This is a genomic window from Verrucosispora sp. WMMA2121 (genome assembly GCF_027460185.1).
In the GTDB taxonomy this organism is placed as follows: Bacteria; Actinomycetota; Actinomycetes; order Mycobacteriales; family Micromonosporaceae; genus Micromonospora; species Micromonospora palythoicola.
In genome coordinates this window covers 4,955,079-4,980,052 of sequence record NZ_JAPZBH010000006.1, presented here as the reverse complement: position 1 = coordinate 4,980,052, position 24,974 = coordinate 4,955,079, and the positions used below count along the sequence as shown (strand labels likewise).

At 71.6% G+C, this 24,974-nt stretch carries 25 protein-coding genes; 19 read left to right on the top strand and 6 right to left on the bottom strand.

The genetic code is table 11. The features are described 5' to 3' along the window. Nucleotides 1-11: 11 nt before the first annotated feature. The 6 genes from whiA to O7605_RS31150 all read left to right on the top strand — a co-directional run bounded on the left by whiA (nt 12) and on the right by O7605_RS31150 (nt 5,069). The gene (gene whiA / locus O7605_RS31175; RefSeq protein ID WP_093401454.1) at nt 12-992 is read left to right on the top strand and encodes a DNA-binding protein WhiA; all 981 of its coding nucleotides are present in this window, start codon (nt 12-14) and stop codon (nt 990-992) included. A gap of 248 nt (nt 993-1,240) precedes the next feature. Next, on the top strand, nt 1,241-2,245 hold the full coding sequence (gene gap, locus O7605_RS31170; RefSeq protein WP_269742531.1) for a type I glyceraldehyde-3-phosphate dehydrogenase: 1,005 nt from the start codon (nt 1,241-1,243) through the stop codon (nt 2,243-2,245). Then, entirely contained in the window at nt 2,242-3,441 is a 1,200-nt protein-coding gene (locus tag O7605_RS31165) for a phosphoglycerate kinase (RefSeq protein ID WP_269742530.1), read from the top strand. Before gap ends, O7605_RS31165 begins: the two co-directional genes overlap by 4 nt. Continuing rightward, entirely contained in the window at nt 3,441-4,232 is a 792-nt protein-coding gene (gene tpiA, locus O7605_RS31160; RefSeq protein ID WP_269742529.1) for a triose-phosphate isomerase, read from the top strand. The genes O7605_RS31165 and tpiA overlap by 1 nt, the downstream gene beginning before the upstream one ends. Before the next feature lie 95 nt (nt 4,233-4,327). Further along, nucleotides 4,328-4,588 carry a preprotein translocase subunit SecG gene (secG, locus tag O7605_RS31155; protein ID WP_093401450.1) on the top strand — a complete coding sequence of 87 codons (261 nt, stop codon included), beginning with the start codon at nt 4,328-4,330 and terminating at the stop codon, nt 4,586-4,588. A gap of 136 nt (nt 4,589-4,724) precedes the next feature. Beyond that, complete coding sequence (locus O7605_RS31150) at nt 4,725-5,069, top strand: RNA polymerase-binding protein RbpA (RefSeq protein WP_093401449.1); 345 nt, start codon at nt 4,725-4,727, stop codon at nt 5,067-5,069. Nucleotides 5,070-5,092: 23 nt separating this feature from the next. On the opposite strand, the gene pgl is transcribed toward O7605_RS31150, so the two are convergent. The 5 genes from pgl to tkt all read right to left on the bottom strand — a co-directional run bounded on the left by pgl (nt 5,093) and on the right by tkt (nt 12,201). After that, nucleotides 5,093-5,857, bottom strand: coding sequence for a 6-phosphogluconolactonase (gene pgl, locus O7605_RS31145; protein ID WP_269742528.1), 765 nt, complete (start codon nt 5,855-5,857; stop codon nt 5,093-5,095). Between the two features lie 57 nt (nt 5,858-5,914). Further along, nucleotides 5,915-6,931, bottom strand: coding sequence for a glucose-6-phosphate dehydrogenase assembly protein OpcA (locus O7605_RS31140; protein WP_269742527.1), 1,017 nt, complete (start codon nt 6,929-6,931; stop codon nt 5,915-5,917). Nucleotides 6,932-7,034: 103 nt separating this feature from the next. Next, on the bottom strand, nt 7,035-8,549 hold the full coding sequence (zwf, locus tag O7605_RS31135; RefSeq protein ID WP_269742526.1) for a glucose-6-phosphate dehydrogenase: 1,515 nt from the start codon (nt 8,547-8,549) through the stop codon (nt 7,035-7,037). A gap of 314 nt (nt 8,550-8,863) precedes the next feature. After that, the gene (gene tal, locus O7605_RS31130) at nt 8,864-10,045 is read right to left on the bottom strand and encodes a transaldolase (protein WP_269742525.1); all 1,182 of its coding nucleotides are present in this window, start codon (nt 10,043-10,045) and stop codon (nt 8,864-8,866) included. Nucleotides 10,046-10,062: 17 nt separating this feature from the next. Continuing rightward, nucleotides 10,063-12,201, bottom strand: coding sequence for a transketolase (tkt, locus tag O7605_RS31125; RefSeq protein ID WP_269742524.1), 2,139 nt, complete (start codon nt 12,199-12,201; stop codon nt 10,063-10,065). Between the two features lie 289 nt (nt 12,202-12,490). On the opposite strand from tkt, the gene O7605_RS31120 reads away from it, so the two are divergent. The 3 genes from O7605_RS31120 (at nt 12,491) to O7605_RS31110 (ending at nt 14,908) form a co-directional block, all read left to right on the top strand. Continuing rightward, nucleotides 12,491-13,447: a heme o synthase gene (locus O7605_RS31120; RefSeq protein WP_269742523.1), complete on the top strand. Its 957-nt coding sequence runs from the start codon at nt 12,491-12,493 to the stop codon at nt 13,445-13,447. A 195-nt stretch (nt 13,448-13,642) separates the two neighbouring features. Beyond that, the gene (locus O7605_RS31115; protein WP_164448285.1) at nt 13,643-13,978 is read left to right on the top strand and encodes a hypothetical protein; all 336 of its coding nucleotides are present in this window, start codon (nt 13,643-13,645) and stop codon (nt 13,976-13,978) included. A 6-nt stretch (nt 13,979-13,984) separates the two neighbouring features. After that, nucleotides 13,985-14,908, top strand: a complete 924-nt coding sequence (locus O7605_RS31110; protein ID WP_269742522.1) for an ATP-grasp domain-containing protein — start codon at nt 13,985-13,987, stop codon at nt 14,906-14,908. Nucleotides 14,909-15,022: 114 nt separating this feature from the next. Here O7605_RS31110 and O7605_RS31105 read toward each other — a convergent pair whose 3' ends face one another. Next, on the bottom strand, nt 15,023-16,000 hold the full coding sequence (locus tag O7605_RS31105; protein WP_269742521.1) for a COX15/CtaA family protein: 978 nt from the start codon (nt 15,998-16,000) through the stop codon (nt 15,023-15,025). Nucleotides 16,001-16,115: 115 nt separating this feature from the next. Between O7605_RS31105 and O7605_RS31100 the strand changes: the two genes are divergently transcribed. The 10 genes from O7605_RS31100 to O7605_RS31055 all read left to right on the top strand — a co-directional run bounded on the left by O7605_RS31100 (nt 16,116) and on the right by O7605_RS31055 (nt 24,970). Next, entirely contained in the window at nt 16,116-16,916 is an 801-nt protein-coding gene (locus O7605_RS31100) for a helix-turn-helix transcriptional regulator (RefSeq protein WP_443084016.1), read from the top strand. Then, complete coding sequence (gene sufB / locus O7605_RS31095) at nt 16,913-18,343, top strand: Fe-S cluster assembly protein SufB (protein WP_093401439.1); 1,431 nt, start codon at nt 16,913-16,915, stop codon at nt 18,341-18,343. The genes O7605_RS31100 and sufB overlap by 4 nt, the downstream gene beginning before the upstream one ends. A 55-nt stretch (nt 18,344-18,398) precedes the next feature. Next, nucleotides 18,399-19,541 (top strand): Fe-S cluster assembly protein SufD, encoded by a 1,143-nt coding sequence (gene sufD, locus O7605_RS31090; RefSeq protein WP_269742520.1) that lies wholly within the window; start codon nt 18,399-18,401, stop codon nt 19,539-19,541. After that, nucleotides 19,541-19,885 (top strand): non-heme iron oxygenase ferredoxin subunit, encoded by a 345-nt coding sequence (locus O7605_RS31085; RefSeq protein WP_210827531.1) that lies wholly within the window; start codon nt 19,541-19,543, stop codon nt 19,883-19,885. The genes sufD and O7605_RS31085 overlap by 1 nt, the downstream gene beginning before the upstream one ends. Continuing rightward, complete coding sequence (sufC, locus tag O7605_RS31080) at nt 19,885-20,658, top strand: Fe-S cluster assembly ATPase SufC (protein ID WP_269742519.1); 774 nt, start codon at nt 19,885-19,887, stop codon at nt 20,656-20,658. The genes O7605_RS31085 and sufC overlap by 1 nt, the downstream gene beginning before the upstream one ends. 26 nt (nt 20,659-20,684) lie before the next feature. After that, entirely contained in the window at nt 20,685-21,989 is a 1,305-nt protein-coding gene (locus tag O7605_RS31075) for a cysteine desulfurase (RefSeq protein ID WP_269742518.1), read from the top strand. Nucleotides 21,990-22,034: 45 nt separating this feature from the next. Continuing rightward, nucleotides 22,035-22,511, top strand: a complete 477-nt coding sequence (sufU, locus tag O7605_RS31070; protein ID WP_269742517.1) for a Fe-S cluster assembly sulfur transfer protein SufU — start codon at nt 22,035-22,037, stop codon at nt 22,509-22,511. After that, a complete protein-coding gene (locus tag O7605_RS31065; RefSeq protein WP_269742516.1) occupies nt 22,508-22,909 on the top strand; it encodes a metal-sulfur cluster assembly factor in 402 nt (133 codons plus the stop codon). The genes sufU and O7605_RS31065 overlap by 4 nt, the downstream gene beginning before the upstream one ends. A gap of 672 nt (nt 22,910-23,581) precedes the next feature. Further along, nucleotides 23,582-24,277 (top strand): LysE/ArgO family amino acid transporter, encoded by a 696-nt coding sequence (locus tag O7605_RS31060; protein WP_269742515.1) that lies wholly within the window; start codon nt 23,582-23,584, stop codon nt 24,275-24,277. Between the two features lie 30 nt (nt 24,278-24,307). Continuing rightward, nucleotides 24,308-24,970 carry an acVLRF1 family peptidyl-tRNA hydrolase gene (locus tag O7605_RS31055; protein ID WP_269742514.1) on the top strand — a complete coding sequence of 221 codons (663 nt, stop codon included), beginning with the start codon at nt 24,308-24,310 and terminating at the stop codon, nt 24,968-24,970. Nucleotides 24,971-24,974: the final 4 nt, after the last annotated feature.

The window sequence follows — 24,974 nt, the reverse complement described above, 5'->3', positions numbered from 1 at the left end:
GGGGACGCACAATGGCGATGACGGCGGCGGTCAAGGACGAGCTGAGTCGGGTCGACGTGCCCAAGCCCTGCTGCCGGCGGGCGGAGATGGCGGCGCTGCTGCGGTTCGCCGGTGGGCTGCACATCGTGTCCGGGCGGGTGGTGGTGGAGGCCGAGCTCGACACCGGCGCGGTGGCCCGGCGGTTGCGGCGCGAGATCGCCGAGGTCTACGGCTATCCGAGTGAGATCCATGTGCTCGCCTCCGGCGGGCTGCGCAAGGGCAGCCACTTCATCGTCCGGGTGGTCAAGGACGGCGAGGCCCTGGCCCGGCAGACCGGGCTGCTCGATGTGCGCGGCCGGCCGGTACGCGGGCTGCCGCCGCACGTCGTCGCCGCCAGTGTCTGCTGCGCGGTGTCCGCCTGGCGGGGCGCGTTCATGGCGCACGGCTCGTTGACCGAACCGGGTCGCTCCAGCGCCCTGGAGATCACCTGCCCGGGACCGGAGTCGGCGCTGGCCCTGGTCGGCGCGGCCCGGCGGCTGGGCATCACCGCCAAGAACCGGGAGGTGCGCGGCGTCGACCGGGTGGTGGTCAAGGACGGCGACGCGATCGCCGCGCTGCTCACCCGCATCGGTGCGCACTCCAGCGTGCTGGCGTGGGAGGAGCGCCGGGTCCGGCGCGAGGTGCGGGCGACGGCCAACCGGTTGGCGAACTTCGACGACGCCAACCTGCGCCGGTCGGCCCGGGCGGCGGTGGCCGCCGCGGCCCGGGTGACCCGGGCGTTGGAGATCCTCGCCGACGACGCGCCGGAGCACCTGACCTCGGCCGGCCGGCTGCGGCTGGAGCACCGGCAGGCGTCCCTGGAGGAACTGGGCGCGCTGGCCGACCCGCCGCTGACCAAGGACGCCATCGCCGGACGGATCCGCAGGTTGCTGGCGTTGGCCGACAAGCGGGCCCGCGACCTCGGCATCCCGGATACCGAAGCGGCCGTCACGCCCGACATGCTCGTGGTCTGATAGGACGGTGGGGCGACCACCCGGCGCAGCGTGGCTCAGCGCGCTCGGATATGGTCGCTGCGTACGGCAAGGGGGCCGGCACCGGTGCTCCCCGCCGTACCCACCGCCTCGACGGCGGTCAGGTCCCTCGGACCGCGGCGAGGTGGCCGGGATGAACCGTCAACGGCCGGCTCCAACGGTCGGCGCACACCACTTCGCCGGCCGAGGGTCTCCACGCCGGCGGACCAGAACGCGAGGAGATGGGACCTGTGACCATCCGGGTTGGCATCAACGGCTTCGGCCGCATCGGCCGTAACTTCTTCCGGGCAGTGCTGGCGTCCGGCGCTGACGTCGAGGTCGTGGCCGTCAACGACCTGACCGACAACGCGACGCTCGCCCACCTGCTCAAGTACGACAGCATCCTGGGTCGCCTCCCGCAGGAGGTCAAGGCCACCGCCGACGAGATCACCGTCGGCGGCAAGTCCATCAAGGCGTACGCCGAGAAGGACCCGGCGGCGCTGCCGTGGGGCGACGTCGGCGCGGACGTGGTCATCGAGTCGACCGGCTTCTTCACCGACGCCACCAAGGCCAAGGCGCACATCGACGGCGGGGCCAAGAAGGTCATCATCTCCGCGCCGGCGAAGAACGAGGACGTCACGGTCGTGATGGGCGTCAACGACGGCCAGTACGACCCGGCGAAGCACAACATCATCTCGAACGCCTCCTGCACCACCAACTGCCTGGCGCCGATGGCGAAGGTGCTGCACGACACGTTCGGCATCCAGCAGGGTCTGATGACCACCATCCACGCGTACACCCAGGACCAGAACCTCCAGGACGCGCCGCACAAGGACCTGCGCCGGGCCCGGGCCGCCGCGCTGAACATCGTGCCGACCTCGACCGGTGCCGCGAAGGCCATCGGCCTGGTGCTGCCGGACCTCAAGGGCAAGCTCGACGGGTACGCGCTGCGGGTGCCGATCCCGACCGGCTCCGCCACCGACCTCACCGTCACCGTCGGTCGGGAGACCTCGGTGGACGAGGTCAACGCCGCGCTGAAGGCCGCCGCCGAGGGCCCGCTGCGGGGCATCCTGACCTACAACGAGGACCCGATCGTCTCCGCCGACATCGTCACCGACCCGGCGTCGTGCATCTTCGACGCGCCGCTGACCAAGGTCATCGGCAACCAGGTGAAGGTCGTCGGCTGGTACGACAACGAGTGGGGCTACTCCAATCGCCTGGTCGACATGGTGAAGCTGGTTGGTTCGTCGCTGTGAGCATCCGTAACCTCGACGACCTGCTCGCCGAGGGGGTCTCGGGTCGGCGCGTGCTGGTGCGCGCCGACCTGAACGTCCCACTCGACAAGCAGACCGGCGCGATCACCGACGACGGCCGGATCCGGGCGGTGCTGCCGACCCTCGGCGCGTTGACCGAGGCCGGTGCCAAGGTCGTCGTCTGCTCCCACCTGGGCCGGCCGAAGGGTGCGCCGGACCCGCAGTTCAGCCTCGCCCCGGTCGCCGGGCGGCTCGGTGAGCTGCTCGGCACGGCGGTGCACTTCGCCACCGACACGGTCGGCGAGTCGGCCCGGGCGACGGTGGCGGCGCTCGCCGACGGTGAGGTGGCGCTGCTGGAGAACCTCCGCTTCAACAAGGGGGAGACCAGCAAGGACGACGCCGAGCGGGGCGCCTTCGCCGACCAGCTCGCCGCCCTCGGCGACATGTACGTCGACGACGCGTTCGGCGCGGTGCACCGCAAGCACGCCAGCGTCCACGACGTGCCCGCCCGGCTGCCGCACTACGCCGGCCGGCTGGTGCTGCGCGAGGTGGAGGTGCTCTCGCAGCTCACCGGCGACCCGGAGCGGCCGTACGTGGTGGTGCTCGGCGGGTCGAAGGTCTCCGACAAGCTCGCGGTGATCGAGGCGCTGCTGCCGACGGTCGACCGGCTGCTCATCGGCGGTGGCATGTGCTTCACCTTCCTCAAGGCCCAGGGCCACGAGGTCGGCTCCTCCCTGCTGGAGGCCGAGATGGTGGAGACCTGCCGCAACCTGCTGGAGCGCTCCGAGGGCAAGATCATGCTCCCGGTCGACGTGGTGGCCGCCGACGCGTTCGCCCCGGACGCCGCGCACGACACCGTGCCGGCGGACGGCATTCCCAGCAAGCGGGTGGGGCTGGACGTGGGCCCGAAGACGGTCGCGGGCTTCGCCGCCGCGCTCAAGGGCGCCCGGACGATCTTCTGGAACGGCCCGATGGGCGTGTTCGAGATGCCCGCCTTCGCCCACGGCACTCGTGGGGTGGCCGAGGCGATCGCCGGCGCCGACGCGTTCACCGTGGTCGGTGGTGGTGACTCGGCCGCCGCGGTGCGGGCCCTGGGGCTGGACGAGAAGTCCTTCGGGCACATCTCCACCGGCGGTGGCGCGTCCCTGGAGTACCTGGAGGGCAAGACCCTCCCCGGCATCGCGGCCCTGGAGAACTGATGGCGAGCGCCCCCCGCCGGCCGCTGATGGCCGGCAACTGGAAGATGAACCTCAACCACCTCGAGGCGAACCTGCTGGTGCAGAAGCTGGCGGCCAGCCTCACCGACAAGCAGCTGACCGAGGTGGAGACGGTGGTGCTGCCACCGTTCACCGACCTGCGCACGGTGCAGACCGTCGTGGAGGGTGACAAGCTGCTCATCGGCTACGGCGCGCAGGACCTGTCGCCGCACGCCTCCGGTGCGTACACCGGGGAGGTCTCCGGCGCGATGCTGGCCAAGCTCGGCTGCACGTACGTGGCGGTCGGCCACTCCGAGCGGCGGCAGTACCACCGCGAGGACGACGCGTTGGTGGGCGCCAAGGTGCAGGCGGCGCTGACCCACGGGCTCACCCCGATCCTCTGCGTGGGGGAGGGGCTGGACGTCCGGGAGCAGGGCACCCACGTGGCGCACTGCACCGACCAGCTCGACGCCGCCCTGAAGGGGCTCAGCCCGGAGCAGGTCCTCCGGGTGGTGGTCGCGTACGAGCCGGTCTGGGCGATCGGCACCGGCAAGACGGCCACCCCGGAGGACGCCCAGGAGGTGTGCGGCGCGCTGCGGGCCCGGCTGGCCGAGACCGTGGACCAGGCCACCGCCGACGGGGTACGCATCCTGTACGGCGGCTCGGTCAAGTCGTCGAACGTCGCCTCGATCATGGCGCAGCCGGACGTGGACGGCGCCCTGGTGGGCGGTGCCAGCCTGGACGCCGAGGAGTTCGCGAAGATCTGCCGGTTCCCGGAGCACATCACCGGCTGATCGCTCGCTATCCTTGACTCCGCCCGTCCGCCGGTCGGTGCCGCCGTGCCCGAACTGCCCGGGCGAGGATCGTAACGAGAGGACTGACCCCCGCCATGCCGATCTGGTTCGCCTACACGTTGATCGTGTTGCTGGTCATCACGAGCGTCCTGCTCACCCTGCTCATCCTGCTGCACCGCGGCAAGGGCGGTGGGATGTCCAGCATGTTCGGCGGTGGGGTCAGCTCCAGCCTGGCCGGCTCGTCGGTGGCCGAGAAGAACCTGGACCGCTACACCGTGCTGGTGGGCATCGTCTGGTTCGCCTGCATCATCGGGCTCGGTCTCTGGCTCCGGCTCGAGGTGGGCACGGGCGTCTGACCCGACCCCCGAGGCGTACAATCTGCGCGCGGTCCGTCACTCGACGGGCCGCGCGCAGTCCGTTTCACCCGCTGCACCGCGTCGCCCGCCGTCCACCCCCCGACGGCGGTCCCCTCCGACGACAGGAGTCAGCGCCGTGCCGAACGGCCACGTCATCCGGGGCGCCCGCGTCGGGTCCGCGCCCCCACGTCCCCCCGAACGCCACCAGCCGGTCCCGTGCCGGTCGGTCAGCTACTGGTGCCGCAACGGGCACCGCACCGACATCCGGATCGTCGCCGACGTGGCGGCCCCGACGGTCTGGGACTGCCCCCGCTGCGGGCTACCCGCCGGCCAGGACGCCCAGGATCCGCCCGGCCGGACCCGGGCCGAGCCGTACAAGACCCATCTGGCGTACGTGAAGGAACGGCGCACCGACGCCGAGGGCGAAGCGATCCTCGCCGAGGCGCTCGCCGCGCTGCGTCAGCGCCGCGGCCGGTCGTAGCGTCCGGCCCGCCGCCGGCCGCGTCAGCGCAGGCTGCGGAAGCGGGCCGGCAGGTCGGCCGCCGCAGCCCGGTCGAGCAGCCAGAGGGTACGCCCCACACCCTGCACACCGGCCGCCGGCACCTGCACCGGTCCGGCACCGGCCAGCGCCATGCCGACCGCGTGGGCCTTGTCGCCGCCACCGGCCACCAGCCACACCTCCTCGGCGGTGTTGATCGCCGGGAGGGTGAGGGTGATGCGCACCGGTGGGGGCTTCGGGCTGCCCCGCACCGCGCTCACCGGTCGGCTCTCGTAGTGGACCGGGTGTTCCGGGAAGACCGAGGCGACGTGTCCGTCCTCGCCGACGCCGAGCATCAGCACGTCGAAGTGGGGCAGCACGGCGGTGCCGGGTCGGGCCGCCCGGGCGAGTTCGGCGGCGTACCGGGCGGCGGCCTCCTCCGGGTCGGCGCCGCCGTCCGAGGCCGGCATGGCGTGCACCCGGGCCGGGTCCACCGGCAGCGTGTCGAGCAGCGCCGCGCGGGCCTGGGTCTCGTTGCGCTCCGGGTCACCGGCGGGCAGGAACCGTTCGTCGCCCCACCAGAAGTCGACCCGGGACCAGTCGACCGCGTCCCGGGCGGGCAGCGCGCCCACCGCCCGGTAGACCGCCGCGGCGATCCGACCGCCGGTGAGCACCACCGACGCCTGGCCGCGAGCGGCCTGGGCGTCGAGCAGCCGCACCACCAGTCGGGCCGCGACCGCCTGCGCCAGCAGGTCGGCGTCGGCGTGGACGGCGACACTCGCCTCACTCATGGTGTCCTTCCGCGACCGCGGGGCGGTCGATGTCGTGCGTGCCGGAGGGGTGGGAAGTCAGGAGCCGGTGTGCGTGGTGGCGTGCGCGGTGACGCCGGCCTCGGCCCGCTGGGCGGTGGCCGGGTCCTTCCAGACGTGCACCCGCTGGCTGGGCCGCCGGTCCAGGTTGGCCAGCCCGGCGAAGGCGCCCAACGCCTCCGCGTACACCTGGTCGGAGCCGAGCCGGCGCAGCTCCTCGGCCAGCTCGTCGCCGAGCGGCCGACGCACCAGCGGCAGGATCCGATCCTCCTGGCCGGTACGCCGGAACGTGGCCACGCTGTCCTCCCGGGTCAGCGTCAACTCGTCGCCGTTGGCGCAGCGCAACTGGACCTCCCGCATCCGGGGAAACTCGCGGGCCCGGTCCCAGCGTGGCTTGATGCCGAGCCGGCTGCGCAGCCAGCCCCGCATCAGCGCGGCGGTCGGGTCGGTCGGCGGCGCGACCACCACGGCCTCGGTGAGCTGCGCGTCCGTGGTGTCGAAAGCGCCGGCCACCAGGGTGCGCCACGGCGTGATCCTGGTCCAGGCGAGGTCGGTGTCACCGGAGACGTAGTCGCGGGCCCGCTGCCGCAGCGCCGCGATCGGGTCGGCGGCCTGCGCGGAGTCGGTGATCCGCCGGTCGGCCACCACGCCGAGGAAGTCGGTGGCGATCTCCTCCGGCGGCTCACCGTGCCACCAGGTCACCACCGGTACGTCCGGCACCAGCAACGGCATGACCACGGACTCGGCGTGCAGCGCCAGCCGGCCGTACATCCGCATCACCACGGCCTCGCAGGGGCCCAGCCGCCCGCCGACCACGATCTCGGCGTCGAGCCGGTTGCGGTCGCGGTCCACGTCGGAGCGGACCACCACCAGCAGCCGGCACGGGTGCGCGGCCGCGGCGATGGTGGCCGCCGCCTCCGCCTCGCGGACCCGCTTCTCGTCCACCACCACGATCAGGGTCAGCGCCATGCCGCTGGCCACCCCGCCCGCGCTGCGTCGTTCCGCGGCGAGCGCCTTGACCACCTCGTTGCCGGTGGTGTCCCACAGTCCGATCACCGCAGCCTCCTGCCTCGTTCGCTCCGCGCGCCGCGCGTCGCCGCCCCGCTCCGCTCACCGGCGGCGCGCGGCGCGGCGCTGCCGAGCCCGATGGTCCGTCCGCTCACGCCCGCCGCCAGGCCCGACCCTCGCGAGCCAGCATCTCGTCGGCGGCCCGGGGACCCCACTCGCCGGACCGGTAGGGCTCGGGCCTGGTGCCCTCCCAGGCGTGCTCCAGCGGGTCCACCACGGCCCAGCTCTGCTCGACCTCGGCGGCGTCCGGGAACAGCGTCCGGTCGCCGATCAGCACGTCCAGCACCAGCCGCTCGTACGCCTCCGGGCTGGACTCGGTGAACGCCTCGCCGTACTGGAAGTCCATCGCGATGTCGCGGACCTCCATCGTGGTGCCGGGCACCTTCGAGCCGAACTTGAGCACCACGCCCTCGTCCGGCTGCACCCGGATCACCAACTGGTTGTTGCCGAGCATCTCCATGTCGGCCGGGCTGAACGGCAGGTGCGGCGCCTGCTTGAACATCACCGCGACCTCGGTGACCCGCCGGGGCAGCCGCTTGCCGGCCCGGATGTAGAACGGCACCTCCGCCCACCGGCGGTTCTGGATGCCCAGCCGCACCGCCACGTACGTCTCGGTGGTCGACGTCGACGGCACGCCGTCCTCCTCCAGGTACCCCTTGGCCCGCTGCCCGCCCACCCAGCCGGGCAGGTACTGACCGCGTACCGTGCCCTGGTCGACGTCCTTAGGCAGCGTGATGGCCTTGAGCACCTTGAGCTTCTCGGCCCGGATCTCGTCGGCGTCGAAGCTGGTCGGCTCCTCCATCGCCACCAGGGCGAGCAGTTGCAGCAGGTGGTTCTGCAGCACGTCGCGGGCGGTGCCGACCGAGTCGTAGAAACCCGCCCGGCTGCCGATGCCGACGTCCTCGGCCATGGTGATCTGCACCGAGTCGACGTACTGCGAGTTCCACAGCGGCTCGAAGAGGCTGTTGGCGAAGCGCAGCGCGAGGATGTTCTGGACCGTCTCCTTGCCCAGGTAGTGGTCGATGCGGAAGACGTCCTGCCGGGTGAAGACGTCGTCGACCAGGTCGTTGAGCGCCTTGGCCGAGGGCAGGTCGTTGCCGAACGGCTTCTCCACCACCACCCGGCGCCAGCCGCCGCACTTCTCGTTGTCGGCCATGCCGGTGCGGGCCAGCTGCTTGAGCACCACCGGGAACGCCGCCGGTGGGATGGAGAAGTAGAAGGCCGCGTTGCCGTGGATGCCGTGGCTGTCGCGCAGGCCTTCCAGGCAGCGCGCGAGGTTGTCGAAGGCGGTGTCGTCGTCGAACGACCCACCGACGAACTTGATGTTGTGTTCGAGTCGTGACCACACCTCTTCCCGCCATGGTGTCCGGGAGTGGGCCTTGGCCGCCTCGCGGGCCAGCGAGGCGAAGTCGCCGTCGCCCCAGTCCCGGCGGGCGAACCCGACGACCACGAAGCCGGGCGGCAGCAGCCCCCGGTTGGCCAGGTCGTAGACCGCGGGTAGCAGTTTCTTCTGGGCCAGGTCACCGGTCACCCCGAAGATCACCAGAGCGCACGGCTCCGGGATCCGGGGCAGCCGCCGATCCTGCGGGTCGCGCAGCGGGTTCACGCCGCCTCCTCGCTCCGCTCGTCCACGTCGTCCATCGTCATGCCCGTAGCGACCCACCGCGCCGGCCGGCCGGACCGGTTCCGCCGACCGCTCGGCCGGCTGTCGGTGCGGCAGCGGACGTCGCCGACCGGCCAGGGGCGCCGGTCACCGGCGACTCCTCACTGAGTACGGGTTTCCGGGCACCGGTAGATCAACGCCGACCGTACCGGTTGTCTGAAGAAAGCTACCCACCTGTGAACCGCTCCCGTGGTACCACCGACCCACGCCGCCACCCGGTCCAGGTGGCGGCGTGGGTACTGCGGATGACGGCACCGTCACGCATTTCCGCCGGCACGCACGGCGGCGTCGGCGTTGCCCCGGGCGGCGTCGCCGGGACTGCTGCTGCCCTGACCGGCGGCGGCCAGCGACTTGCGGACGCCGTCGAGCAGTTCCTGCCAGCTCGTCTCGAACTTCTCCACGCCCTCGCGCTCCAACGTGGCGATCACGTCGGCCAGGTCCACGCCCACCGACTCCAGCGCGGCGAAGACCTCCCGGGCGTCGTCGTACGCGCCGGTGACGGTGTCCGGGTGGGTCTCGCCGTGCTCGGCGTACGCGTGGATGACCGACTCCGGCATGGTGTTGACCGTGCCGGGCGCGATCAGCTCCTCGACGTAGATGACGTCCCGGTAGTCCGGGTTCTTGGTCGAGGTGGAGGCCCACAGCGGACGCTGCGGGTGCGCTCCGGCGTCGGCCAGGGCCCGCCAGCGGTCGCTGCCGAAGACCTCGCTGTAGCGCTCGTACGCCAGCCGGGCGTTGGCCACAGCGGCCTTGCCGCGCAGCGCCTTGGCGTCGTCCGAGCCGATCTTCTCCAGCCGCTTGTCCACCTCGCTGTCGACCCGGGAGACGAAGAACGACGCCACCGAGGCGATCTTGGACAGGTCGTGGCCGTTGGCCTTGGCCTGCTCCATGCCGGCGAGGAAGGCCTCCATCACCTCGGAGTAGCGGTCCAGCCCGAAGATCAGCGTCACGTTGACGCTGATCCCCTCGGCCAGCGTGGCGGTGATCGCCGGCAGGCCGTCCTGGGTCGCCGGGATCTTGATGAACAGGTTCGGCCGGTCGACCAGCCACCACAGCGCCTTGGCCTCGGCCACGGTGCGCTCCGCCTCGTGGGCCAGCCGCGGGTCCACCTCGATGGAGACCCGGCCGTCGACCCCGCCGCTGGCGTCGTACGCCGGGCGCATCACGTCGCAGGCCCACCGCACGTCGTACGTGGTGAGCATGCGGACGGCCTCTTCCACGTCGACACCCCGGGCGGCCAGGTCCCGCAGTTGCCAGTCGTAGGTGTCGGCGTCGCTCAACGCCTTCGCGAAGATCGTCGGGTTGGTGGTGACCCCGACCACGTGCTTTTCCCGGCGCAGCTGGTCCAGCCCGCCGGAGTTCAGACGTACCCGGGAAAGATCGTCGAGCCAGACCGCCACTCCCGCGGCGGTCAGCTCGCCCAGCCTGTCGGTCGTCATGTGCGCCAACGCCTCCCTCAGTTGCCGGTGGTGAAACCGGTGATGTCGCCGACCCGGGTCTGCGCCGCGTGCGCGGCGGCCACGATCCGGTCCGGGGTGAAGCCGAACTGCTCGAAGAGCACGGAGTGCGGCGCGCTCGCGCCGTAGTGCTCGATGCTGACGCTCTCGCCGCAGTCACCGACGATGCCGCGCCAGGACATCGCGATGCCCGCCTCCACGCTCACCCGGGCCTTTACCCCGCGCGGCAGCACCGACTCCCGATACGCCTCGTCCTGGGCGAAGAACCACTCCTGGCAGGGCATCGACACGACCCGGGTGGGGGTGCCGTCGGCCTCCAGCCGCTCCCGGGCGGTGAGGCAGAGCTGCACCTCGGACCCGGTACCGATGATGATCACCTCGGGCTTGCCGTTGGACGCCTCGGCCAGCACGTAGCCACCCTTGGCTACCCCTTCGGCGCTGGCCAGCTGGGTGCGGTCGAACGTCGGCAGCGCCTGCCGGCTCAGCGCCAGCGCGGTCGGACGGTCGGTGTGCTCCAGCGCCTGCCGCCAGGCCCACGCGGTCTCGTTGGCGTCGGCCGGGCGGACTACGTCCAGGCCGGGGATGGCCCGCAGCGCGGTCAGGTGCTCCACCGGCTGGTGGGTCGGGCCGTCCTCGCCGAGACCGATGGAGTCGTGCGTCCAGACGTAGACCACCGGCAGCTTCATCAACGCGGCCAACCGGACCGAGGGCCGCATGTAGTCGCTGAACACCAGGAAGGTGCCGCCGTACGGGCGGGTGCCGCCGTGCAGGGCGATGCCGTTGAGGATCGCGCCCATGGCGTGCTCGCGGATGCCGAAGTGCAGCGTCCGGCCGTACTCGTGGCCGGGGAACTCCTTGGTGGCGTACTGGCTGGGTACGAAGGAGGGCTCGCCCTTCATCGTGGTGTTGTTGCTCTCGGCCAGGTCGGCGGAGCCGCCCCACAGCTCGGGCAGCACCGGCGCGAGCGCGGCCAGCACCTTGCCGGAGGCGGCCCGGGTGGCGACACCCTTGGCGTCGGCGGGGAACTCCGGCAGGGCGTCGGTCCAGCCCTCGGGCAGCTTCCGGCCGGCCAGCCGGTCGTAGAGGGCGCGGCGCTCCGGGTTGGCCTTCGACCAGGCGTCGAAGGTGGTCGTCCACTCCTGCTGGGCGGTCTCACCGCGCCGCAGCGCCGACCGGGTGTGGCCGAGCACCTCCTCGGTGACCTCGAACGAGCCGGCCGGGTCGAAGCCGAGGATCTCCTTGGTGGCGGCCACCTCGTCGGCGCCGAGCGCCGAGCCGTGGATCTTGCCGGTGTTCTGCTTGTTCGGTGCCGGCCAGCCGATGATGGTGCGCAGCGCGATGAACGAGGGGCGGGCGGTCTCCGCCTTGGCGGCCAGCAGCGCCTGGTACAACTCCTCGACGTTCTCGTGGTAGTCGCCCTTGTCGGCGTCGCCGCGCCGCCAGTCGACGGTCTGCACGTGCCAGCCGTACGCGGCGTAGCGGGCCGCGACGTCCTCGCTCAGCGCGATCCGGGTGTCGTCCTCGATCGAGATCTCGTTGTCGTCGTAGATCACGCAGAGGTTGCCCAGCTGCTGATGTCCGGCCAGGGCGCTGGCCTCGTGGCTGATGCCCTCCTCGATGTCGCCGTCGGAGGCGATGCACCAGATGTGGTGGTCGAAGGCGGAGTCACCGGCCTCGGCCTCCGGGTCGAACAGGCCGCGCTCGCGCCGTGCCGCCATCGCCATGCCGACGGCGTTGCCCAGGCCCTGCCCGAGCGGGCCGGTGGTCGTCTCCACGCCGGGGGTGTGCCCGTGCTCGGGGTGCCCCGGGGTGAGCGAACCCCACTGCCGCAGCGACTTGAGGTCGTCCAGGCTCAGCGGGTAGCCGGCGAGGAAGAGCTGGATGTACAGCGTCAGGCTGGAGTGGCCGGCGGAGAGCACGAAGCGGTCCCGACCGGGCCAGTTCGGATCGGCCGGGTTGTGCCGCATCACCCGGTTGAACAGCAGGTACGCCGCAGGGGCGAGGCTCATCGCGGTGCCCGGGTGGCCGTTGCCGGATTTCTCCACGGCGTCCATGGCCAGGACGCGGACGGTGTCCACGGCACGGCGGTCGAGATCGGACCAGTCAAGTGCGGGGTGCGCGGGTCGGTTGGCAGCCACGGTGGTTTGTGCTCCTCGGCGAGATGGGCGGAACCCTCAGTGGTGACCCTATCGAGCGCGGCTAAACGTGCGCCCGAGGATCTCAGCATGCTGGTCTGTACGTTTCGGGCGTGTCTCGCGGTTCACCCCCGCCGCCGGCCCGGCCGCCAGCCCCAGGTGTGACGACTGGCACCGTTGCCGGGTCGCCCGGGCAGCCAAAACGACGACGCGTAGTGTGTGGGTCGGTGTGTGGACCCGAGTCGGTCCCGCCGCCGTGACCTCCCCTCCCGACGCCGGAAGGTGGCAATCCGTGAGCATGATCACCGAGCGCCCCGTCAGCAACCCTGCCGGGCAGCCGCCGGTGCGTACGGCCGGGGAGACCCCAGCCCGCCCCCGCGACCTGCGGGCGGTGGTGGCGGCGTACGTGACGCTGACCAAGCCGCGGATCGTGGAGCTGCTGCTGGTCACCACGGTGCCGGCGATGATGCTCGCGCACGGCGGGCTGCCGTCGCTGTGGTTGGTCGCGGTGGTGCTGGTCGGCGGCTCGCTCGCGGCGGGCGCGGCCAGCGTGCTCAACTGCTACATCGACCGGGACATCGACCAGTTGATGCGGCGGACGAAGCGGCGGCCGCTGCCGGCGCACACGGTGACGCCCCGCAACGCGCTGATCTTCGGCCTGGCGCTGGCGGTGGTCTCGGTCGCGTTGATGGCGGCCTTCACCAATCTGCTCGCCGCCGGGCTCACGCTGGCCGCGATCGTCTACTACGACGTGGTCTACACCCTGTGGCTCAAGCGCACGACGACGGCGAACACCTTCTGGGGTGGGGCCTGCGGTGCCGCGCCCGTGCTGATCGGCTGGGCGGCGGTGACCGGCTCGCTGTCGCCGGTGGCGTGGGCGCTGTTCGGGGTGGTCTTCTTCTGGCAGATGCCGCACTTCTATCCGTTGGCGATGAAGTACAAGGACGACTACGCGCGGGCCGGCATCCCGATGCTCCCGGTGGTCGCCTCGGTGCGGCGGGTGAACGCCGAGATCGTGCTGTTCGCCTGGCTGACCGTGCTGACCTCGCTGGCCGTGTGGGCGCTGGGGCTGAGTGCGGTCTACGGCGTCCCGACGCTGGTGGTCGGCGCGATCTTCCTGGCCGAGGCGCACCGGCTCGCCGGGCGGGCCCGGCGGGGTGAGCCGGTCAAGCCGATGCGGCTGTTCCACTGGTCGACGTCGTACCTGACCATCGTCTTCGCCGCCGCGGCGCTCGACGCTCTGCTCTGACGGTCGCCCGCGGCGAGTGTCCCGCTCATCGGCTCCGTCCGTTTGCGGACGTTCTGTCGCTCCGATTCACCCGATTTGCTGCTGATAAATACGGGCGAAACGCCTTTGGTCTTCCTTAAACCTGCGGGTAATGGGTATCACAAAAGGTTGATGGTTCTCGCCCGTCCGGGTGCATCTCTGCTTAGTCTTCACGTTATGGCAGATGGTTCCGATACGACGCTGACGGCCGGTCAGACCGCCTCCGGGCAGGCCCCCAACGGCCTGATCGCGGGCATCCGGTCGTTCGCCGCCGAGCATGGCGGGGCGAAGGCGGTCATCGAGTACGTCGGCAAGCGCGGTGCCCGCATCGTCCTGGTGGGCTCCGACGGCGCCTGGGGCGACCAGTTCGCCGAGGACACGGTGACCGCCCGCGAGGCCTGTGCGCAGGCCGGGGTCGCCGTGGAGAACGCCTGGGAACGGGAACTGATGGACCAGATGCGCCCGAGCAACGACCTCTGGCGTTCGATGGCCCGACGCACCATGGCCCGTTGAGATAAATTGACCGATCACCACCAGTCGACCCGGGGGAAACCCCGGGTCGCTCTCGTCACCTGCACCGAACTGGCCGACCTCGACGACGACGACCGTCTCGTGGTGGCTCCGCTGGCCGCGCGCGGGATCGTCGCCGAGCCCGTCGTCTGGGACCGTCCGGACGTCGACTGGGCCGGCTACGACCTGGCCGTGCTGCGCTCGCCCTGGGACTACATGTCCCGCCGGGACGAGTTCGTCGCCTGGGCGACCGACGTACCGCGGCTGGTCAATCCGGCGGACGTGGTGCGGTGGAACACCGACAAGCGCTACCTCGACGAGTTGTCGGCGGCCGGGGTACCCACCGTGCCCACCGGCTGGGTGCTGCCCGGCCAGCCGTGGCAGCCGCCCGCCGATCGCGGTGAGTACGTCATCAAGCCGGCCGTCAGCGCCGGCAGTCAGGACACCGGCCGGTACGACCTGGCCGACCCGGGGCACCGGGATCTCGCGGTGGCCCACGTGCGACGGCTCGGTGCGGCCGGTCGGGTGGCCATGGTCCAGCCCTACCTGACCGCGGTCGACACCGTCGGCGAGACCGCGCTGCTCTTCCTGACCGGCCCGACCGGGCTGACCTTCAGCCACGCCATCCGCAAGGGTCCGATGCTGACCGGGCCGGACGAGGGTGTCGACGGGCTGTACAAGGTCGAGGAGATCACCGCCCGCACGGCGCAGCCGGCCCAGCTAGCCGTCGCGGCACAGACCCTCGCCGCGGTGCCCGGTGGGTCCGACCGACTGCTCTACGCCCGGGTCGACCTGATCCCCGCTCCCGACGGCACCCCGGTCCTCGTGGAACTGGAACTGACCGAACCCTCACTCTTCCTCGCCCACTCCGACGGCGCCCCCGACCGCCTCGCCGACGCCATCGCCCACCACCTGCCCCACCCCACCCCCTGACACCCCCATCACCACCAGGCAGCCCCCAGGGCCCACCGCCCCGACGGGTTGATCATGAAGTTGTTGTCGCGCCACGCCGGAGAGGCTGACAACAACTTCATGATCGGCGCGAGGTCAGGCGGGGGTGGGGGCCGGGTGGGAGGGGGCCGGGTGGGAGGGGGTGGGTGCGGTCGGTGGGGTGGTCGGGGTCGGATGGTCGGCGGGGCGGCGTTCGCGGGTGGACCAGAGCGCGGCGAGGGTGGCGAGCCAGACCAGGCAGGAGCCGAGCATGTGCAGGCCGACCAGCAGCGCCGGCACGTTGGTGAAGTACTGCACGAAGCCGATCACCCCCTGACCCAGCTCGACCAGGAGCAGAGTCAGCGCGGCCCGCACGGTGGCTGCCGGCGCGCCGACCGCGCGCAACGCCAGCCACAGGCCCACGGTCAGGCCGACGAGCAGGAAGACCAGGTCGGCGTGGACCTGGGAGATGGTCTGCGGGTCCAGGCCGTTGCGGACGGCGTCGGCGTCGCCGGCGTGCGGGCCGCTGCCGGTCACCGCCACCCCGACGACGATCACCGCCGCGCTGGCCACCACGGTGATCCAGGTCAGGGACCGCAGCGCCGGCGGCACCACCGGCACCGTGGGCCCGTCCGGCTCGCTCACCCGGCGCCACAGGGCGTACGCGACGAGCAGCAGCAGCATCGACACCACGAAGTGGATGCCCACGATCGAGGGATGCAGCTGGGTGCGCACGGTGATCCCGCCGATCACCGCCTGCGCCACGATGCCGAGCACGACGGCCAGCGCCAGCGGCACCGCACCGCGCCGCCGGGGACGGTGCGCCAGGGCGGCCAGCAGGGTGGCGCCCGCGATCAGCACCAGCACGAAGGTGAGCAGCCGGTTGCCGAACTCGATCACCCCGTGCACGCCCATCTCGGCCGTGGTGGTGTACGACTCGTCGGTGCACCGGGGCCAGGTGGGACAGCCCAGGCCGGACGCGGTCAACCGCACCGCCCCGCCGGTGACGACGATCGCGGCGTTCGCGACGATGTTGGCGAACGCCAGGCGGCGCAGCAGGGTGCTGGAGACCAGGGAGCGGTCGGGTCGCTTCACGAGGCGAATCCTACGCAACGTAGTTGTCACCGATCGGGTGACTCCGCCCGTGCGGTGGTTCGGATCACCGGGGTCACGTTTGCGGGCTCTGATCGAATTACGTAACGTGGGCGTTGTGAAAAAGGCGGCGGGGCTCACCGGGCACCAGTCGACGGCCGGTACGGCCGCCGGCCGGTCGCTGCCGGACACCCACGTCGCGCCTGCCACGACCAGCACCCAGGCCGCGCCGACCGGTGAGCAGTCGACCCGGGACCGGGTCACCCTGCTGCTGCTGGAGCGCCGCGCCGCCACCGCCGCCCAGTTGGGCGACGCGCTCGGGCTCAGCCCGGCGGCGATCCGCCGGCACCTGGACGCGATGCTCGCCGACGGTGACGTGGTGGCCCGCGAGCAGACCGTACGCGGTCACCGTGGGCGGGGCCGCCCGGCCAAGGTGTTCCTGCTCACCGACGCCGCCCGCAGCCGGTGTGGCACCCACCACTACGACAACATGGCCACCGCCGCGCTGCGCTGGATCGCCCGCACCGGTGGCTCGCAGGCCGTGGAGCGCTTCGCCGCCGAGCAGGTGGCCGCCCTGGAGACGCGTTGTCAGGCCGCCCTGGCCGACGCGGGCGACGATCCGATGGCCCGTGCCGAGGCACTCGCCGCGGCGCTGACCGCCGAGGGATACGCTGCCAGTGCCTCCACGATCGCCTCCGGTGGCCAGCTCTGCCAGCACCACTGCCCGGTGGCGCACGTGGCCGCCGAGTTTCCCCAACTGTGCGAGGCCGAGACCACGGTGATCTCCCGCCTGGTCGGTACCCACGTGCAGCGCCTGGCCACCATCGCGCACGGCGACGGGGTGTGCACCACGCACATCCCGGGTTCGCCGCACGCCCAGTCCGGTAAGACCGTCACCACTGTGAGGACAGATAGATGACCGAGCAGATCGTCCAGCCCCTGACCCAGGAGGAGCAGCTCGCCGCCCTGGGCAACTACGAGTACGGCTGGGCCGACCCGGACGTCGCCGGGGCCTCGGCTCAGCGCGGCCTCAACGAGGCGGTGGTGCGGGACATCTCGGCCAAGAAGAACGAGCCGGCCTGGATGCTCGACCTGCGCCTGAAGGGCCTGCGGCTGTTCGAGCGCAAGCCGATGCCGGCCTGGGGCGCCGACCTCACCGGGATCGACTTCGACAACATCAAGTACTTCGTGCGCTCCACCGAGAAGCAGGCCGCCAGCTGGGAGGACCTGCCCGAGGACATCAAGAACACCTACGACAAGCTGGGCATTCCGGAGGCGGAGAAGCAGCGCCTCGTCGCTGGTGTCGCCGCTCAGTACGAGTCCGAGGTGGTCTACCACAAGATCCGTGAGGACCTGGAGGAGCAGGGTGTCGTCTTCCTCGACACCGACACCGCCCTCAAGGAGCACGAGGACCTGTTCAAGGAGTACTTCGGCACGGTGATCCCGGTCGGCGACAACAAGTTCGCCGCGCTGAACACCTCCGTGTGGTCCGGCGGCTCGTTCATCTACGTGCCGAAGGGCGTGCACGTGGAGATCCCGCTGCAGGCGTACTTCCGGATCAACACCGAGAACATGGGCCAGTTCGAGCGGACGCTGATCATCGTCGACGAGGGCGCGTACGTGCACTACGTCGAGGGCTGCACCGCGCCCATCTACTCCTCGGACTCGCTGCACAGCGCCGTGGTGGAGATCGTCGTCAAGAAGAACGCCCGGTGCCGTTACACGACCATCCAGAACTGGTCGAACAACGTCTACAACCTGGTCACCAAGCGCGCCGTGTGTCACGAGGGCGCGACCATGGAGTGGATCGACGGCAACATCGGTTCCAAGGTCACCATGAAGTACCCGGCGGTCTACATGACCGGTGAGCACGCCAAGGGCGAGGTGCTCTCGGTGGCGATGGCCGGCGAGGGGCAGCACCAGGACGCCGGCGCCAAGATGGTGCACGCGGCACCGCACACCAGCAGCACCATCGTGTCGAAGTCGATCGCCCGGGGTGGCGGCCGGACCTCGTACCGGGGTCTGGTGCAGGTGCTGGAGGGCTCGTACAGCAGCGCCAGCACGGTCAAGTGCGACGCCCTGCTCGTCGACACCATCTCCCGCTCCGACACCTACCCCTACGTCGACATCCGCGAGGACGACGTGTCGATGGGGCACGAGGCGACCGTCTCCAAGGTCAGCGAGGACCAGCTCTTCTACCTGATGAGCCGGGGCCTGAGCGAGGACGAGGCGATGGCGATGATCGTGCGCGGCTTCATCGAGCCGATCGCCAAGGAACTGCCCATGGAGTACGCCTTGGAGCTCAACCGCCTGATCGAGCTGCAGATGGAGGGCGCGGTCGGCTGACCCCGGCCGCACCACCGCACCGGACACCGTCGTCGTAGACACAAGCAAGGACGAGATGACTACCCAGGCTTCCGCGCCGCCCAGCACCAAGTCGCAGGCGCTGCGTTCGTACGATGTCGCCGACTTCCCGGCCCTGACCGGCCTGGAGGAGGAGTGGCGCTTCACCCCGCTCAAGCGGCTGCGGGGGCTGGTCGGTGACGACCCGACCGCCACCGGCACGGTCCGGCACGAGTACGCCGACCTGCCCGAGGGCGTGTCCGTGGAGCGGATCGGCCACGACGACCCGCGGGTCGGCAGCGTGCTCACCCCGTTCGACCGGGTCAGCGCGCTGGCCTACGGCGGGGCCGGGCAGGCGCTGCTGGTGCGGGTGGCGCAGGACGCGGTGATCAGTGGCCCGACCGTCCTGCGGGCGGTCGGCGAGGGCGTCGAGGGCCTGGCCTTCGGGCACACGGTGGTCGAGGTGGGCCGGTTCGCCGAGGCGATCCTGGTGCTGGAGCACGTCGGCTCGGCCACCCTCGCCGACAACGTCGAGGTGTCGGTGGGCGACGGGGCGAAGCTCACGCTGGTCACCGTGGCCGACTGGGCCGACGACGCGGTGCAGGCGCAGCACCTGAAGGTACGGCTGGGGCGCGACGCGCGGGTGCTGCACGTCCAGGTCACCCTCGGTGGCGAGCTGGTCCGGCAGTACACCACCGTGGAGTACACCGACCGGGGCGGCGAGGCCGAGCTGTACGGCGTCTACTTCGCCGACTCCGGCCAGCACCAGGAGCACCGCCAACTGGTCGACCACACCGTGCCGGACTGCCGCAGCTACGTCGGCTACCGGGGCGCGTTGCAGGGCGAGAGCGCCCGCACCGTCTGGGTCGGCGACGTGCTGATCCGGGCCGAGGCGACCGGCACCGACACGTACGAGATCAACCGGAACCTGCTGCTCACCGATGGTGCCCGGGCCGACTCGGTGCCGAACCTGGAGATCGAGACCGGCGAGATCGCCGGCGCCGGCCACGCCAGCGCCACCGGCCGCTTCGACGACGAGCAGTTGTTCTACCTGATGGCCCGGGGCATCCCGGAGGCCGAGGCCCGCCGGCTGGTGGTGCGCGGCTTCTTCGCCGAGCTGCTGCACAAGATCCCGGTGGAGTCCCTGCGGGAGCGCCTGGGAGACGCTATCGAGGCGCGGCTGACCAAGGCGGGCGCCTGATGATCCGCATCTGCGCCGTCGAGGACGTGCCGAAGGGCACCGCGATCAGCGCGGACGTCGACGGCATCCAGATCGCGCTCGTGCACGGCGAGGACGACCAGTTCTACGCCGTGTTCGACGAGTGCTCGCACGCGGCCGTCGCGCTCTCCGAGGGCGAGGTCGAGGGCTGCACGCTGGAGTGCTGGCTGCACGGCTCCCGTTTCGACCTGCGTACCGGCGAGCCCACCGGGCTGCCCGCCACCGAACCCGTACCCGTCTACCCCGTCGAAGTCCGCGACGGTGACATCTACCTTCCCGTGGGCGACGACGGCCGCCCGAAGCCGAGCAATGGAGTGACCCGATAATGAGCACCCTGGAGATCCGCGACCTGCAGGTGTCGGTGAAGCTGCCCGAGGGTGAGCTCAAGCCGATCCTGCACGGTGTCGACCTGACCGTGAGGTCGGGGGAGACCCACGCGATCATGGGCCCGAACGGCTCCGGCAAGTCGACCCTGGCGTACTCGGTCGCCGGCCACCCGAAGTACGAGATCACCGGCGGCTCGGTGACCCTGGACGGCGAGGACGTCCTGGAGATGTCCGTCGACGAGCGGGCCCGTGCCGGCCTCTTCCTCGCCATGCAGTACCCGGTCGAGGTGCCCGGCGTGTCGGTGGCGAACTTCCTGCGTACCGCCAAGACCGCCATCGACGGCGAGGCGCCGAAGCTGCGCACCTGGGGCGGCGAGCTGCGCGGTGCCATGGAGCGGTTGCACATGGACCCGGCCTTCGCCCAGCGCAACGTCAACGAGGGCTTCTCCGGTGGTGAGAAGAAGCGCCACGAGATCGTGCAGCTGGAGCTGCTCAAGCCGAAGATGGCCATTCTCGACGAGACCGACTCCGGCCTCGACGTGGACGCGCTGCGCGTGGTGAGCGAGGGCGTGAACCGGGTGCGCGACACCGGCGACACCGGCCTGCTGCTGATCACCCACTACACCCGGATCCTGCGCTACATCAAGCCCGACTACGTGCACGTCTTCGTCGCCGGCCGGATCGTCGAGCAGGGCGGCCCGGAGCTGGCCGACAAGCTCGAGGAGTCCGGCTACGAGCGGTACGCGGCCGGGGCCGGTCCGGCGCGGGTCTGACCCCGAAGGAAGGGGCGGTCACCACGATGACCACCATCGCGATCCCGCCGGGGATGCCGCAGTACGACGACGTGCCGCGCTACGACGTGGCGGCGGTACGCGCCGACTTCCCGATCCTCGGTCGGGAGGTCAACGGGCATCCGCTGGTCTACCTGGACAGCGCCAACACCTCGCACAAGCCCCGGCAGGTGCTCGACGTCCTCGCCGAGCACTACGCCCGGCACAACGCCAACGTGTCCCGGTCGGTGCACACGCTGGGCACCGAGGCGACCGAGGCGTACGAGGGGGCCCGGGCGAAGGTCGCCGCGTTCGTCAACGCGCCGAGCGTCGACGAGGTGGTCTTCACCAAGAACTCCACCGAGGCGATCAACATCGTGGCGTACGCGTTCTCCAACGCCTCGGTGCGGGCCGACGCTGACCCCCGGCTGCGGCTGGGGCCGGGCGACGAGATCGTCATCTCCGAGATGGAGCACCACTCGAACATCGTGCCGTGGCAGTTGCTGGCCGAGCGCACCGGCGCAACGCTGCGCTGGTTCCCGGTCACCGACAACGGCCGGTTGGACGAGTCGGGCCTGACCGACCTGGTCAACGAGCGGACGAAGATCGTCTCGCTGGTGCACATGTCCAACATCCTCGGCACCGTCAACGCCACCGCCCGGATCACCGCCCGGGTCCGTGAGGTGGGGGCGCTGCTGCTGCTGGACTGCTCGCAGTCGGTGCCGCACATGCCGATCGACGTGGTCGACCTGGACGCCGACTTCATCGTCTTCACCGGGCACAAGATGTGCGGCCCGACCGGCATCGGCGTGCTCTGGGGCCGCACCGAGCTGCTGGCGGCGATGCCGCCGGTGTTCGGCGGCGGTTCGATGATCGAGACGGTGACGATGGGTGGCTCCACCTACGCGGCACCGCCGGCCCGGTTCGAGGCCGGCACCCCGCCGATCGCCGAGGCGGTCGCGCTCGGCGCGGCGGTGGATTACCTCACCGGTATCGGCATGCGGTCGATCCAGTGGCACGAGAAGCAGCTGACCGCGTACGCGCTGGACGCCCTGGGCAGCGTGCCCGGCCTGCGGATCTTCGGCCCGGAGGTGCCGGTGGGCCGGGGTGGCACCATCTCGTTCGCGCTCGGCGACGTGCACCCGCACGACGTGGGGCAGGTGCTGGACTCCCTCGGCGTGCAGGTGCGGGTCGGGCATCACTGCGCCCGCCCGGTCTGCACCCGGTTCGGGGTGCCGGCCACCACGCGGGCCTCGTTCTACCTCTACACCACGACCGAGGAGATCGACGCGCTGGTGGCGGGCCTGGAACAGGTGCGGAAGGTGTTCCGATGAGCCGGGCGACGCAGGAGCCCGGCGAATCGACGGGAGTTCAGCCTGATGCACCTTGAGACTCTTTACCAGGAGATCATCCTGGACCACTACAAGCACCCGCACGGTCGGGGGCTGCGCGACGCCGCGGACCCGGCCGACCGGGTCGGCGAGGCGCACCACGTCAACCCGACCTGCGGCGACGAGATCACCGTCCGGGTGGCCACCGACGGTGCGACGCTGCACGACGTGTCGTACGACGGGATGGGCTGTTCGATCAGCCAGGCGTCCGCGAGCGTGCTGCACGAGCTGCTGACCGGCCGGGGTGCGACGGAGGCGTTCGAGGTGCACGAGGCGTTCCTGGCGTTGATGTCCGGCCGTGGTCAGGTCACGCCGGACGAGAATGTGCTCGGCGACGGGGTGGCGTTCGAGGGCGTCGCCCGCTATCCCGCCCGGGTCAAGTGCGCGCTGTTGCCGTGGATGGCGTTCAAGGACGCCGCGGCACGCGCCGGTGTGGGCGCGAGCCCGACGGAGGTGAAGGCATGACCGAGCAGACCAACAGCACGCCGGAGTCGGGCGCCGTGGCGACCGACGGCGCGGTGACCCCGGCGGCCGGCGGCAAGGCCGCCGTCGCCGACATCGAGGAGGCGATGAAGGATGTCGTCGACCCGGAGCTGGGCATCAACGTGGTCGACCTCGGCCTGGTGTACGGCGTACACGTCGACGACCAGAACGTCGCCACCCTGGACATGACGTTGACCTCGGCGGCCTGTCCGCTCACCGACGTCATCGAGGACCAGGCCCGGCAGGCGCTGACCACCGGCCCCGGCGGTGGCCTGGTCGACGACATCCGGATCAACTGGGTCTGGCTGCCCCCGTGGGGACCGGACAAGATCACCGACGAGGGCCGCGACCAGCTCCGCTCCCTCGGCTTCAACGTCTGACAGCTCCTGCGGGGCATGGATCTCCTCCTCGGGCGCGGCATCCACCGGGTGCCGCGCCCGACGTGACTCACCCGCCCGCCGCCGTGCCACCAGGGTCGGACCGCCCGGAGTGGTCGTTGCCGCGCGGCGGACCGGCCAGTGAGTCGACCCAGGTTGATGGTGGTGGTCCCGGCGCTGTCGAGCTGGGAGCGCAGACGCATCACTCTAGACCCCGCTTGACGCCGACGGTCAACGCGCTCCCGCAAACCAGATTCACACCGCCGGACGGATGCACACCAAGGAACCGGGGCGGATGCTGCGACGCAGCCTCACCCATGTGGCCGTCCGGCTCGGACGGGGGACGTCTGAGGGCGTCGACGGTTCAGCTCGACAGCCTCGGCAGGGGTAGCGGTGCCGGGCGAGTGGCGGGTCCACCCCGGGCCGCGGTGGCGAGCCCTGAGCGACCGCCGGAAGGTGTCGTCGGTCGACCCGACGCCGGCGTTCCCGTTCGGCCACGGTCTGACGGGAGAGCGCGTGCCGACCTGTCGAAAATCCGTGGCGTCGCAGCGGCCGGTCGCCGCAGGATGGCGCGGTGAGTGAGGCGTACCCGATGAAGCCGTGTCCTGTCGCCGTGGCCACCGCCGCGCGTCGACAGCGGCTCGCGCCGGGCCGTCCCGCGCCACGTCGACGATCGTGACCGGCGCGTTTCTCGCCGGTCTGGTCGCCGGCTACGGCGTGGCCGTCCCGGTCGGGGCGATCGCCGTGCTCATCCTCGGGCTCACCGCCCGGACCTCGTTCCGGGTCGGTTCGGCCGCCGCACTCGGGGTGGCCACCGCCGACGGGCTCTACGCCGGCGTCGCGGCGCTCGGCGGCGCGGTGGTCGCGGGCTGGCTGGCGCCGGTCGCCGGGCCGCTGCGCCTGATCGGCGCCACGGTGCTGCTCGCCCTCGCCGCCCATGGCGCCTGGCGCGCCCTGCGGGCACCCGGCCGACGCCGTCCCCCGAAGCCCGCCCCGGCCGCCGTGTCGACGGGTGGCCCGGACCGGTCGGCGGTCGTCGAGGCAGGTCCGGCACCGGTACGGCGCGGGTTGGACACGCCGACCCGGGCGTTCGTCGGGATCCTCGCGCTGACCCTGCTCAACCCGGCCACCATCGTCTATTTCACGGCCCTGGTGCTCGGGCGGGCCGATCTGGGCGGCTCCGGCACCGCCGTCGCGGTGGTCTTCACCCTCGGGGTGTTCCTCGCCTCGGCCAGTTGGCAGCTGCTGATCGCCGGGGGTGGCTCCCTGATCGGGCGGGTGCTCACCAGCGATCGCGGCCGGCTGGTCACCGCGCTGCTGTCCAGCGCCATCATCACCGTGCTCGCCGTCGGCATGCTCCTCGGTGGCTGACCCGGGCGGCCCGTGCCGTACGGTCGGGTGATGAGCAGCCGACCCGCCGCCGGGGGCGGCCGGTGGGTGGAGGTCGATCCGGACCGCATCGCCCGCTGGGTCGCCGGCTTCGCCGACCGGCACGGCCCGCCCACCGTCAGCGCGCATGAGTACGGCCTGCTGCTGTCCGCTCCGGACGGTGCCACCGCCGAACTGCACACCCCTCCGGGAACGCCGGTCGCCGCGGATCTGGAGACCTTCGTCCGGGAGGTCGGCGCGCCACGGCGGATCGCGCTGTTGCTGGCCCGCAAAGGAGCGGTGGCGATGGGTGTCGCCGACGGTGTGCAGCTGAGCGTGCACAAGGTGGACACCCGCTACGTGCAGGGACGTACCGCCGCCGGTGGTTGGTCGCAGCAGCGTTTCGCCCGCCGCCGGGACAACCAGACGAAGGCGGCCCTGGCCGACGCGGCGGATCTTGCCGTACGCCTGCTGCTGCCGGCGGTCGACCGGCTCGACGCGCTGGTCGTCGGTGGCGACCGGCGCGCGGTGGACACGGTGCTGGCCGACCGTCGGCTCGCCCCACTGGCCGCGCTGCGCGCCGACCGCCTGCTCGACGTCCCCGAACCCCGGTACGCGGTGCTTGTCGCCGCGGTCGCCGCAGCCCGCGCCGTCCGGGTTCTGGTCCGCGAACCACGGCCCGGGACCAGCCGTTAGGCGC